Origin of the sequence: Sporosarcina sp. E16_3, assembly GCF_017347125.1 — a bacterium.
Taxonomy (GTDB): Bacteria; Bacillota; Bacilli; order Bacillales_A; family Planococcaceae; genus Sporosarcina.
In genome coordinates, this window is record NZ_JADPRX010000005.1 from 97,015 (window position 1) to 112,140 (window position 15,126).

Sequence of the window (15,126 nt, forward strand, 5' to 3'; positions counted from 1 at the left end):
CTATACGCTCCGATAACATATATATTAGTTGAGGAGTAGAGGAATAGCTAATCATCTAGACCTCACTGAGTTTTATGTAATTGTGTGACATGTTGGTCGTTTTTTTGCAAAAGGCACATACGCAATCAATTATTCATAAATTACCTTTGTGCTCAAGAGGTGTGTGTGTGACTTGTTTTCTATTTCATCATGTACAGATACATAATTAGCTCATTAGAAATCTAGGAAAACTTTCTACACCGTTTTACATAATCTACTAAAATATTATGTCGGTTCTTGGGTAATGGACTACTCCATTATATTATTATGTAGAAAATCGAATAAATTGTCGTCATATTTAAATTAACATATTTCCAATTTGATAGTATGCTTGGAATGGTGAAATACGTGTTGATAGTTTACTGTTTGCGGTGTGTTACTTTACTGATAGTTACTGAAATGTATATTTAACTGGGAAAAGTGATGAAACTAATAGGGAAGGAGAATAGGTTTTTTTGATTGTATGAACAACGCTGCAGGTGTAGCTACAGACTAAGCAAGGATAATATAGAACAACCTGGTCTGCCAAAATTTAAGGTTAGCAGTAACATCTATTTAGCCATTTACGGTAACTTAACATCTCTTACAATAAAATAATAATCTACTGGAATATTAATAATCACTTAACATTTAAAGGGATTTAACATGATACTATTAATTTAAGGATTAACACGATTCTTAAATTACATACGATTAAAGGAGGTCAGTAAATGAAGAAACATGCCAATTCATATAAAAAAGTATTCGGGGCGACATTAGCTGTAGCAGTAGCAACGGGAACGATAGCGGTAGCTGCACCAGTATATACACAAGCCGATGAGGTGAAAATACCCTCATTTTCTGATGTAAAGAACATTGAGAGTCATCATTTCTATGAGAGTGTCAGAAGTTTGGCTTCTAGAGGAATAGTAAAAGGGTATCCAGATGGCACTTTTAAACCTTATCAGTCAGTAACTCGGGGACAAATCGCTAGCGTTTTAGCGCAATCACTTGGATTAGACACGAAAAATGTGAAAAACCCGGGATTCAAAGATGTGAAAGTGACTGACCCGCATTATGGGGCAATTGCTGCCCTTGTTGAAGCAGGCATAGTAAATGGGTATAACGATAATACATTTAAACCTGGTGGGTCACTGACACGCGCGCATATAGCCAAGATGATTAGTATAGGATTTAATCTTGAAGAAGCCAAGCTTATAAATAGCCCATTTACAGACGTGAAAGCGAAACACTGGTTCGCAAATTATGTCCAAGCTTTGATCACAAATGAAATTACAACTGGGACCACTCCAACTACGTTTGAACCGAATGCTTTCGTTACAAGGGGGCAAATGGCTTCTTTAATCGTTCGAAGTGAATTGGCCACTCATGTTGATCAAAGTGACTCGACTGTTAAAGGTACAGGAAAATTGGTTAGTCTAACAAATGAGTCAGTTATGCTATCGACTGGAACATATGCATTGTCAGCTGACATGAAAAAAGTGTTGAATGCTTCCAATTCAGCAGCTCTTTTAGGGGCAGTCATAGATTATACAGTTAAAGATGGAGTAATCATTGAAATTGCTTCAATTGAACTGATAGCGGATGGCAATGAAACCAATAATGCCATACTAGATGGACAAGGGTCTACATTTGCAGGGTCAGTACGTATTAATGGCGATTATGTTTTATTGAAAAATATAACGATTACCGGTAATTTGGAGATAGGAAAAGAAGTAGAAAACAGTTTCAAAGCCAATGATATCAAGGTTTTAGGGAAAGTAAGTCTTACGGATAATACCTCACTTAGCCGAGTCGGAAAAGTGTTCCGGGCAGCCGCTGTAGAAAAGAAAGAACCAAGTGTTGTATTCACGAACTCTGTCATCCAATCTGTGGAATTGTCTAAGAGCAAAAAAATAATCATTGAAGTAAAAGGGAATTCAACAGTTCAAGGACTTAACCTTTTATCCAACGTCCATTTAAAAGCCGATAAGGGAATTACATTGCCGAAAGTGACTGTCGAAAAAGGTGCAACGAATGTTACCCTGGATGCATCAGTGGTCGACCTATCAGTGGACACGCCTAATGCATTGTCGCTTGATGGAACAGCCACTATAAAAAATGTTATCGTCCAATTCAAGATTGACTTGAAGCTCTTAACAATTGGCGAAATCGAAAAAGTCATTGTTAAACTCAAAGGCACGACAATCACATTAGGAGCTAGTACAAAAGTCGGTAGCTTTGAACTTCCAACAGGGGTAACCCTAAAAGACATTATTGTGAATTATAATGAATTCAATGGTGGTGGTACTTCTAATGGCGGAAGCACAAGCCCGGATCCAGATCCAAATCCAAATCCAAATCCCGAACCACCAATTAGCGGTGGTGGAAAAACGTTTAACCTTTCTTTGATGCACGTAAATGATATACATGCCAATACTAATAAAGCACCAAAGCTTGTTACAGCAGTAAAAGAAATACGGACAGTTAAACCGGATGCATTGTTACTAAATGCGGGGGATGTATTCTCGGGTACTTTGTATTTCAATGAATTCCTAGGACAAGCAGACTTAGCATTTATGAATTTAATGAAAGTCGACGCTATGACATTTGGTAACCATGAGTTTGATCTTGGTTCATCACCGGAAGGTCACAAAGCGTTGGTCGACTTCATTAAAGCAGCAGACTTCCCATTTGTATCATCTAACGTAGATTTCTCGAAAGATCCAATTTTTGATGGATTATTCAATACGAAAATCTCAACAACTCCTAAAAAAAGCAATATCTATACGGGAATTGTTAAAGAAATAAACGGAGAAAAAGTCGGTATCTTTGGACTAACAACTGCGGAAACAGCAGACATTGCAAGTCCTGGAAAAGTTACATTCTCTAACTATATTGAAGATGCGAAAAAAATGGTTGCTGAATTTGAAGCAATGGGTGTTAACAAAATCGTTGCACTTACACATATTGGTTTTGATGATAATGCCGCTATGGACAATGACCAAGAACTAGCTGCAAATGTAGCTGGAATTGACGTAATTGTAGGTGGACATAGTCATACACAATTAGACGTTCCTGTAGTTGTAGACAAAGATGGAAATGGAAAAGCGAAAGATAAAACAATTATTGTACAAGCGTATCAATACTCGGATTACCTTGGGACGTTAGATGTTGAATTTGATAAAAATGGTGTCGTAATAGGACATGCAGGTAAGTTAATTGCGACTGCTGGTAAAGCAGAAGATCCTGAGGCAGTGGAGCTCTTAAAACCTTATAAGGATAAAATCGCTGCTGTTAATAACGAGGAAATTGGAGTAACACTTGAAAATGCGCTAGTAAGTCCAAGAACATCGGATGTAGGTTATGTACCGGGCACAAGTGTACGGGCTAGTGAAACGATTCTCGGGAACTTAATTACTGACGGCATGCTTGCAAAAGCGCAAGGATATGTAAAAGATAAAAAAGTAATTATGGCATTCCAAAATGGTGGAGGAATTAGGGCTGGAATTGGGGCAGGACCAATCACGGTAGGTGAAGTAATCACTGTACTTCCATTTGGGAACACATTAGCAACAATGGATCTAACAGGTTCCGAATTAAAAGCTACATTTGAAATTAGTTTTAAAGAGTATCCGAAAGAAAGTGGCGGTTTCTTACATGTATCAGGTGCGAAAGTGAAATACGATTCTTCGAAACCTGCTGGACAACGTGTAGTTTCAATTGCATATAAAAATGAAGATGGTACGTACACTGAAATCGAAGACGCTAAAACGTACACAGTAGCGACAAACGCATTCACTGCAAAAGGTGGAGACGGGTATGATGTTCTTAAAAAAGCGTATGCTGCAGGTCGTGCAACAGATCTTGGGCTTTCAGATTGGGAAAACTTAAAAGAACATTTAGTATCACTAATCAACAAAATTCCAACTAAAATTGAAGGTCGTCTTGTAGACGTAGCGGGTCAAGAACCGGGTACTGAACTTCCTGGTGGAGATGTTGCAAGCGAGGATTTCTCTGGCACAGTTAATGCACCAAAGGTTTACAACGGTAACGTGACAGTATCCATTACAGACGCAGCTTCCCTTAAAAATGCAGTCGTCAAAGGTAACTTGATTCTTACTGGTACTCCAACAGGGGATGTGTCATTTGCGAACATTACCGTTGAAGGAAATCTGGATCTTTCAGGGCTTGATGGAACAAACTTCGACTTTGATGGAATTACAGTCGATGGAGAAACAATTCTTTAAGCTTTTGTGCAAAGCCTTCTGCTAGTAGGCAAAGGCTTTGCGTTTTCATTGTCACATTTGCTTTACTCAAAAACTGTATTTATAAAGGAGAATTGTTTAGATGAGTAAAAGGAATTGGAAGAAATCCATAAATACTATGTTAGCGGCAAGTCTAGTAGCAGGCCTAGTAGTACCGGCAATACCTGCTACAGTAAGTGCTGCAACCAATGCTGCGGATCTGATTATTTCTGAGTATATTGAGGGCACCAGTTTTAATAAAGCGATTGAACTTTATAATGGTACTGGCAATGAAATTGATTTAAGTGCATATACACTTGAACATTATTCAAATGGTGGTTCTACAGGAGCCCCAGGAGCTGGAACTACAACAACTAGTAATATTTTGAATTTATCTGGGACATTGGCGAGCGGTAAAACATATGTTGTATCACGTTCAGATGCAGATGCTGCAATTCTTGCAGCAGTTACTGAGAGTGGTTTAATAGATACAGCAAAAAAAGTAATTAATTTCAACGGTAACGATCAAATTGTACTGAAAAAGGGTAATGAAGTGATTGATTCAATTGGTCAAGTAGGATCGGCAGAAGGGACTCTTATAGATGTCTCACTAGTTAGAAAATCTAATATAACAGCTGGTGATACTGTTATTAACGATGCATTTGACTGGAGTCTACAATGGACTAATTTAGGAACTAATAATTTTTCAAATATCGGTTCGCACTCAATGGATAGCGGAGATACTACACCTGTAGAAACAAAGGTGGATGTTATAACAGCATCCCTAGCATCATCGAGTGTTGCAAAAGGTACTGCAATTACATTATCAACAAAAACTGATGGAGCAACAATCTACTATACGACAGATGGAACAGTTCCAACTAGCGAAAGTATGTCATATACAACGCCGATTATCATTAATGAGACAACTACAGTTAAGGCGATAGCTATGAAGGAAGAATTAGAGAATAGTGAACTATCAACATTCACGTATACCGTCGCTGATACTCAAACAATCGCAGGGGCCCGTACTGAAATTAATAAGACTGTTCAAATCGAAGGGATTGTTACTACTAATCCTGGATTATGGGGCGGTGGAGCATTCTATATGCAAGATGAAACAGCAGGTATGTATATTTACGCTGGCTCAGCGAATGTTCAACCTGGGGATAAAATTAGAGTAACAGGTAAAGTAATTACTTATTCAAATGAAGTAGAAATAGAAAACCCTACTATTGAAGTGATTTCATCAGGAAATGTCATTCCAGAAGCTCAAGTTGTAGAACCATCTGGAGTGAATGAGGATACACAAGGAGAATTAGTAACTATAAATAATGTTACTATTAGTAACTTAACATTTGATAGTTATGGAACTTTTGAATTCCAAGCAATAGCAGAAAATGGTGAAAAGGTACTTGTACGAAATGATAATCGTACAGGAGTGGTATACGCTGACTTCATCAAAGTTTTCAAAGAAGGCGATAAAGTAAATCTTACAGGTATCGCAGCGATCTTTGGAACTACATTCCAACTTAAAACATTAGGACTTGAAAGCTATGACTTAGTGAACAAACCTGCAGTTTACTCCTCTGCAAATGAAGGAACGGTACCAGTAGATACGAAAATCGAACTAAAATCAGGTTTGGAAGGTGCTGAAATTTACTTCACACTTGACGGGTCGGAACCAACTCAAGCGAGCACTAAATACGATGCTCCAATCTTATTACCTATCGGAACAACAACAATTAAAGCCATTGCAGTAAGTGGCGGTAAGGAAAGTCAGTTATACAAATTTACTTATACAATTATAAAAGCGGATGGCGTAATCATTCGAGAAATCCAAGGAAAAGGTCATGTATCACCATATGTTGGCGCAACAGTGACAGATGTGACTGGAGTAGTAACGCACTTAATTGATGGAACAAATTTTGTGATGCAAGATGTGGAAAATGCAGATAAAGACAACACAACATCAGAAGCAATACAAGTGAATAAATCGGCAAATGGTGTTAAAGTTGGCGCTAAAGTAAAAGTGACAGGTACTGTGGCGGAAAATGGTAGTGGCGCAAACTTATCTACAACGCGTATTACCGCAACTCAAGTTACAACATATGGAACAGCAGAACTTCCAGCACCACTTATAGTAGGTGTAGATATTATTCCACCAAATAAAATAATTGATAATGATAACTTAACTTCATTTGACCCGGCGGAAGATGGTATCGATTTCTGGGAATCAGTAGAATTTATGCGACTTTCATTCCCGAATGCGAAAGTAGTTGGCCCTCCATATAATGGAGCTACTCCAATCGTCGTGGAGAGTACAACAAATAATGAGTTCAATCTATTAGGTGGGCTTAATATTGCAGCGGATGACTACAATCCAGAAAAGATATTCTTAACAAGTACCGGGTCACTTGATATTACATCAGGAGACCATTTTAACGGGGATGTTATTGGAGTAATCTCATATACAGCTGATGGATATAGAGTATTACCTGAAACATTACCGACACTTGTTAAAGGTAATAGAACAGTAGAAATAACTCATATTGAACCTACTGCGGATAAACTAACAGTAGCATCTTATAATGTAGAGAATTTTTCAATGACAACGTCCGATGAAAAGGTTTCTAAAATTGCAAAATCATTTGTAACAAATATGAAAAATCCCGATATTATTACATTAGTAGAAGTACAAGATAATGATGGAGAAACAAATTCGGGAACCGTCGATGGATCTGCAAACTATGAACGCTTAATCGCAGCGATTACTGCAGCAGGTGGTGAAACATATAAATGGACTGAGGTTGCGCCTAAGAATAATGATAACGGTGGAGCACCAGGAGGTAACATTCGTGTTGGCTACCTTTACAATCCGGAACGTGTTTCATTAGTAGATGGTGTACATGGCACTGCTTCAGAAGGGAATACGTGGGATGCACAAGGAAACTTAGTATTGAATCCAGGCGTTCTAGATCCATCCAAATTTGTGAATACACGTAAGCCAATTGCAGCTCAATTTGACTTTAAAGGCGAAAAAGTAGTCGTAATCGGTGTACACTTAAATTCCAAAGGCGGCGACCAATCTTTATGGGGCTCTACACAACCTCCATTTTTAGGTTCTGAAGTCCAACGCTTTAAATTAGCTACTACTGTTAATGCGTTCATCAAAGACGGATTAGCGAAAGATCCTAATTTAAACATCGTTCTTGCTGGGGATATGAACGACTTCGAATTTACAAAAACACTAGACATACTTAAAGGTAACGAAATGATTAATATGGTAGATAAAGCACCGGCTAACGATCGGTTCTCTTATTTCTTCCAAGGAAACAACCAAGTACTAGATCATATTCTTGTTTCTAAAAGATTAGAAAATAAAACAATAATTGACATGATCCATATCAATGCAAATTATACAGAAGCTCAAGGCCGCGCAAGTGATCATGAACCTGTAATGGTTCAAATTGATTTTGCAGGTAATGATGTCGTTGATCCGATCGTTGCAGAAAAAATCTACAACATCAAAAATCTTAAAACAAAAAAACTAACGATTGGTAAACCAAGCGTTTCTGTTACACTCGACGATACGTCGGTTATTACGGAAGGCATTACGTTTACTGGAGCTTACGCAGAATTCCATGGTGTAGGATTTGCGAACACAGCAGTAACAATCAATCCAGTTGAATCTGGGGCGATTATTGATTTCAAAGGTACGAAAGCGAAAGAAGTCATTATCGATGGCGCGAACGTAAAAGAAGTTAGAGGCGCTGAAAACATTCAAGACATTAAATTTATCAACGGTGCAAATCCGGATAACATTATATTCACAAATGTGAAAGGGGAACCCATAGCGGTTCCTTCTTTGCCTGATGGAAACAATGCGCCGATTATAAAGAAAGCTATTCCGAACCAAACAGTTAAAGATGGTGAATCAATCTCCATCTTATTGACTGACCACTTCTCAGATCCAGAGAACGACAAGCTTACATTCGTGTCTACGAAGGGTACAATTCAAGGGGATTCATTACAACTAACGCTCCCTGAAGGCAACTATATTGTAGGCGTGACGGCTTCAGACGGAACCAAGTCCGTTACAGCTAGTTTTTCCGTAACGGTAACAGCCTCTGCTGAATCGCCAACAGATGCCTATTACAAAGACGCGCTTGGTAAAGATGGACAAGCGTTGAAAACTGCGCTTCACGAAATTATTGATGGACATACAGAGCTTTCTTACGATCAAGTATGGGTAGCCTTGCGCGAGACAGATGAAGATCCAAATAACCCGAACAATGTACTTTTATTTTATTCCGGCGATTCACGCTCTAAAACTCGCAATGGTGGTAATGTCGGCGACTGGAACAGGGAACATACCTGGGCGAAATCTCACGGGAATTTCGGAACAAGCAAAGGACCAGGAACAGATATCCACCACTTGCGTCCTACGGATGTTCAAGTAAATAGTTTAAGAGGGAATTTGGATTTTGATAACGGCGGCAGCCCTGTAAACGGCTGTAAAGGCTGTTTCAAAACAGCAAGTTCGTTTGAGCCACCCGATAATGTAAAAGGTGACGTAGCAAGAATTCTCTTTTACATGGCGACACGCTATGAAAAGGGTGACAAAGTTGACTTGGAATTAAACGACAAGCTTAATAACGGAAGTGCACCTTACCACGGAAAACTTTCGACTTTATTAAAATGGCATGCGCAAGATCCAGTCGATGCTTTTGAACGTAACCGAAATAACATCATCCAAAAATGGCAAGGAAACCGTAATCCATTTATTGATCATCCTGAGTGGGCGGAATTGATATGGAAACAAGCTGCCTCAGCTGATATGCAAATTGCATCTTGATGCTAGATTAATTGTGTCCGGCATTATTTTGGAACTTTCATGCAATAGTTTCAGGTACGTATAACACTACTTGAAAAATGTCCTGGAATCGCATGAGGAAAAGGAGATTCAGCCATATTCACTTTGGCTGAATTTTTCACTGTGAATTTTTAAAATCTAGTGGGTTGTAGTTACCGTACTTTGCTCAGGTGCTCCAAAAAATTATTATATTCACTATAATAGTCAATCAGGCAAACCCTCATTCCTTTGCTATGTACGTTGGAGTTGGATAGAGCCTTAGTGGTCCAAAACAACAATGACAACTTATTCGGTAATTTGTACCTAAAATTTTGAATATATATTACAAGTTAAAGGGTTTGATTATTCAAAGTATATTTTTGGAATGGGTTGATTTTCCTATTATGATTCTTTAGTATTAAGAGTATTGGCATGCTTTGATAGTCATGCCTGGATGAAGGGGAGGTAGAATAGATTTGAGGAAGAATAGTTCAATTTTATTTCGTGCGATATGTATGGTGTTACTGGTTTTCACGACAATCGCACCATCAATTGCTCAGGCCGATGCAAATAATGGGTTTAGCATTACTATTAATGCAGGTTCTGAAAATAGGGATATTATCAGTATAAGTGCATATATCCAGTCTAAAAATCAGGGGTATGGTCACATGGACCTGATAAATGATAATGGGGATTTGCGTTTGGTAAATCCAGATTTCAAAATTAATCCTCAAGATGAATACAAGGTTTTAGTTTTCGTAAACTTTATGGAAAACGGAAGCAAATATCTGAACGTTGAAGAACTAATGCTGTCCGGAATTGACATGACTGGGGACACTGAATTTACAATCCCTGCAACAGGTGGATTAATGACAAGTCGAATTTCCGATATGGAACCGGCGACAGATATGCAGGGTTGGATTAATATAGACGATAAGGAGTGGCCACGAGTTAGGCTTCCATTAAGAGAAACAGAGATCATCGTTTCAACTAAAGATTTAGAAGGAACATTATCATTTAAAGGTATGGTCGGAGAGAAAAAACATTTTCTAACAAGTCCGATTGTGATGGGGAAAGATGTAACTTTCGATTCACTCACCAACGACATATCTGAGGTGGTATTGCAAGATAAGTCGCAAACTATTACTTTCATAGATTTTGTAAATAATATCGATTTTGCTGCTGTTGGCACAGCTGATGAAACCATTGTAATATCTAATGGGAAGTATTTAATGAACTTTGAGTCATTGGGGCTAGAATGGTCTGGAGATATTGATATCACCAACAATCAAACTATTAAGCTCAACATGGAACCGACTGACATTTCAATTAGTCATGCTTCTCAATATATCAACCCGGTCACAAATGAACTTCAATTAAGTTATAATTTGGCATTAAAGTCAGGTCCATTTCAAGGACAAATGAATGGGAAAAAAGAAATTCAATTCAAATTTTCCAATGGTACTAAAGTGATATCTGAATGGGTGGAACTGAATAACGGTGGCGAGAAAACTTTTGAAGCAGACGAGTTGCAAAGCGGAACATATACGTTAGAAGCAGCAATTGAAGTTAATGGGCAATTGCTTACAGTAACAAAAAAACTCCAAATTAACTCAGCTTTCAACACATTAAAAGGAACTGTCATAACTGCGGAAGATGGATCAGGTCAAGCTTTGCAGTCTGGAACAGTATCTCTGTATGAAGTGAAAAAATATCACGGGAACGACTACTATGAAACAATGAAAAATGTATCTATCAAACCCGAAAAGGATGCGTTTGAAGCATTTATTCCTGATGCATATATTCTGGATGGGAAAGAATATATTCTAACCGTTATTGATGAAAGTGAAAAGGTTGCGTATTCGAAAAGATTTATTGGACAAGAGGAGAAGAACCTTCATTTATCCTCTGAAAGTCTTAAAGAATTGAAAATCAATTTCGGTGACTTGACTGCATTAGATGTCAGGTATGAGTTATACAATCCTACAAGTAATTCTGACTATATTCCGCTTGCTTTAACTGGGACGGGATGGAAGGTGGCAACGGATTTAGATGTTCGGATTGATTGGTTGGGAAAGGATTCTAATCACGTAGGATATAACTGGTCTGGAAATATTGATATTGAAAAAGGGGAAGTGGTGGACATTGCAAATACGCAATGGAAATCTTATAAACCTTCATCCAGCTATCCAAAAGCCGAAATAGGTATTTATCAATCAGAAAATCTATTTAAAGAACTAAAAATAAATAAACAGACATTCTACTATTCAAAGATGATGCAATTGGTCGTAAAAGATGGCAATACTACTTATTCAGGCGTTATGAATATCCGTGATAACCAAACAGAAAACGAAGTGAAATTCACAACCTATTTCGGAAATGCTCATATGAATGAGGACAACAAGAAAGTAACGCTATTCTACCATGGTGAGGGCGGGCCTGATTTACAAGTTGAAAGCACAGATACTGCTAATCCTCCTTCCTACACGTATGAAATTTATGATGAAATGAATAAATTGGTGGGAAAACAGATTACAACGAATAAGTTGAACTTGTTGGAATTGGAAAGCCCGCTGCCTCAAGGAATCTACACAGTTAAATTGGTAAGTACAACTTTAAATCCAAGTATTGTAACACTTTCAATGGATACTAGACTAGAGGTAAGAATAAAGAGTAGTCCAAACGAAGCCCAGATCGAGCAATTACCGGTGCAGCTTCAAACAAAGTATGGAAACTTTGAAAGGTCTGACTCTAGTATCAAGATTAGTGAAAGATCTGATGGTAATGAATACAAGCCAAATGCCTACTTTTATTGGAATAATGAGTTAAAAGTATTTGAAACAAATCAACCATTTACAATATCACCTTCACGGCAATACGTTCTTGAAATAAGCATGTTTGATTACTACTCAACTACGAGAGTAATAGACGAAAAAGTAATGACAGGACAGCAACTATTGGACATTACTACTGAAATTCCACTTCAAGTTTCTGATGATTTGCATCTGTTGACGGTAAATACTGCTTATGTGGAAAATCGCAGCAAGTATGTAGAATTGATTCTCCGTAAAAAGGGAGGGGATACCTCAAATGATATTAGAAACTTATCACCTAGAAATTCAAGTATTAATGTTTACTTGCCGAATCAGACCTACTTAGGTTCACTTATAGCGAGAGAGCGGGATAAGAGTGTGGAAATTGTATCTATTCCAGATTTCACGATGGATCAGGATAGAGAAATTTCAACAAATTTTTCGGATCTCCGTAAAATTTCATTTGTGAAAGGAAAGGAAGCACTATCGATCTTTGGCTATCAAACCTTTGATGAAAGAAACTACCCTTACCAGCCGGATACCCAAATTCAATCCGTATCCTATGCGCAAGGGAAATATAAGGATTTGAAATTCGGTATCGCATCAAGAGAACAGCAAGGTACGCCGTGGGGTTATGAAATCACAATTCCGCAACTTAATCTTGATAAGGACACGCAACTAAATTTCACAGATGAAATCAAGGGTAGTATCGAGAAAGTTGAAATACAACCTACTCAGTACGGCCAGTCACTGTTATTAATTGATTATATTTTGACTTCAGGTGATTTACTAGTAGACGGGATTTATAGGGCAATTGAACGTGATCGTTTGAATACTCAATCCCTCAACTCAAAGGCAGCAGATCCTGTACGTGATTATACCGGCCTCTTCAATGAATGGAATCGCGTGTCAAATTCCATTTCACTTGTGGATAGCAAAGGGAAAGCCGTATGGAGTCAGTCGGATAACTATTATCCATCGCAGCAAGGGCAGTTCTATCTTCCACAATCGATAGAACCAGGAGAATATACTTTGCAAATCCATGTACCAATAGCATCTGGAAAATCCATTACGTTAAAAGAAAAAGTTTCAATTAAAGAGCAAGGGAAACCATTCGTTCAAATAACGTCTCCGAAAGCCGACTCATTAACGAATGATGAAACTGTAGCCGTAACTGGAACTGCAAATGCAAATATAATGATAAATTTAGAATTACAAAGAGATTTTAAGACTATTGAAAAGGTTAAAGTCAGTACGGATGGACAAGGAAAGTTCCAGCATGAATTCAAGACAACTGCAGATGGAATCTATAAAGTTATTGCAATTAATGAAGATAAGCGCTCTGAAGTAATATTTACAGTTGGCAAGAGTGTGTTGGAAAAGGCAAAGAATCTTAAGGTTGAAAAACAGGACACTAGTATCTATATTTCTTGGACTGGTCCAAATAATGCTGTTTCCTATACGGTAGAAGTTGCAGAAAATGATCAACCATTTACAATTCTATCGAAAAAACAAAAGGCAACAACTGCAACCATATCGAACGTGAAACAGGACACGACGTACAAAGTACGAATCACATCGTACGATCAGGCGGGCAACATGAGTCTAACGGATGTAGCTACCTATGTAAGTGGTGGAGGAGCTCCAGAAGGTGAAGAATCTCCGGGTGGCGATGGTGCTTCAGGCGGTGGCGGATCTGCCGGTGGTGAAGGATCGGCTGGTAATAACGGAGCTTCAAACGGTAACGGATCTACCGGTAATAACGGTTCTTCAGGCAGTTCGGGTAATGGTGGTTCTGTCACACCTAATCCAGTAATCCCGCCGGTTGTTCCAGACACTGCAATCGGAATAGAAGTGATCGATTCCGTGACGGGCGATAAAACAGTGATCATTGGCGGACAAAGTTTAATAGTACAAATTACAAATCAGCAACAGAAAGAAATAGTTATCCCTTTATCTGCTAAACAGGATGAACTAGTAAAATCGCTGAGTGCCACCATCGATCAAGCAGTTCTTAAGCAAATAATCGACAGCAATAAACCGCTTGCTATCACGGCAAACGGTGCAAAGATGCAGATTTCTAATGAAACATTGAAGGCTATCGATGTGACAGACGGGGAAAGTATCAAAATTTCAGTTTCTGTATTAGAGGAAACTGATAAGCTTCCGAAAATCAGCAATCGCCAAACACTCCTATCTTCTCTTTACGATTTCAACATCGTCGTATTGAAAGAAAAACAGGAACGAAAAGTAACTCATTTCATGAAACCTATTGTCATTACAATGAACGTCGGACAAGTGAACAATGCTGAAAAAGTAGCGGCATTTTATTTGAATGAAAAAGATAATAAATGGGAATACATTGGCGGAAAGCTTGCCCAGGGAATGTTTACTTTCAGTACAACACACTTCTCAAAATTTGCAGTACTCGAAAACGATAGTACGTTCAAAGACATTCATAATAAGAAGGTTGAATGGGCTGCAGACTATATCGAAGTGCTTGCATCGAAAAATATTATTCAAGGAAAGACCGAAGATATATTTGCACCAAGCGATGACATCACTAGAGCACAATTTGCTGCTCTGTTGTCAAGAGCATTGAATCTACCCAAACAGCCATATGCTGCAACATTTACTGATGTCTCGTCTACTAACTGGTCAGCACAAGACATCGAAGCGGCAAATCGTGTAGGCATTGTGCAGGGTGAAAAAGGCGAATTCAAACCGAACGACAAAATCACACGTCAGCAAATGGCGACCATGATTATCCGGGCCATCCAATACAGAGACCCGACAAGTTTGAATGATGTATCCAGCACCCTTTCATTTAAGGACGCTTCCTTGATCAGTGACTATGCGAAAGAGTATGTAGGACTCTCTGCATCACTCGGAATTATTAGTGGACGCGATGACAAAGGATCTTTCGTCTTCGCTCCAAAAGAAAATGCTACACGAGCACATGCAGCTAAAATGCTTTATAAGTTTATAGAAATGGAGTAATGAGTAAGGGGGATGCGTTGGTAATCCATCATTAGCAAAAAATAGTATAGGAATAATCTATGAAAATCTTCTTAGTCTTTTAGGACTTGGAAGACTCAATTGCGATGGATGACACGACATGCGTTCTCTCTTCCTTGTCATTGGACGTCAAATTGACCCCTTTTCATTGGCTCATTCCAATTATTTAGCAGGC

The 15,126-nt window shown here is 38.4% G+C and carries 3 protein-coding genes; all 3 read left to right on the forward strand.

Going from position 1 to position 15,126, the window contains the following annotated elements; translation table 11 throughout:
• Positions 1-749 precede the first annotated feature (749 nt).
• Positions 750-4,268, forward strand: coding sequence for an S-layer homology domain-containing protein (locus I2483_RS05865; RefSeq protein WP_207174379.1), 3,519 nt, complete (start codon positions 750-752; stop codon positions 4,266-4,268).
• A 100-nt stretch (positions 4,269-4,368) separates the two neighbouring features.
• Positions 4,369-9,123 carry an endonuclease gene (locus I2483_RS05870; RefSeq protein WP_207174380.1) on the forward strand — a complete coding sequence of 1,585 codons (4,755 nt, stop codon included), beginning with the start codon at positions 4,369-4,371 and terminating at the stop codon, positions 9,121-9,123.
• Positions 9,124-9,596: 473 nt separating this feature from the next.
• Positions 9,597-14,933 carry an S-layer homology domain-containing protein gene (locus I2483_RS05875; RefSeq protein ID WP_207174382.1) on the forward strand — a complete coding sequence of 1,779 codons (5,337 nt, stop codon included), beginning with the start codon at positions 9,597-9,599 and terminating at the stop codon, positions 14,931-14,933.
• Positions 14,934-15,126: the final 193 nt, after the last annotated feature.

Bases quoted from the DNA above. Each gene is read 5' to 3' on its own strand.
- I2483_RS05865 (WP_207174379.1), top strand. From the start codon at position 750: ATGAAGAAACATGCCAATTCATATAAAAAAGTATTCGGGGCGACATTA.
- I2483_RS05870 (WP_207174380.1), top strand. From the start codon at position 4,369: ATGAGTAAAAGGAATTGGAAGAAATCCATAAATACTATGTTAGCGGCA.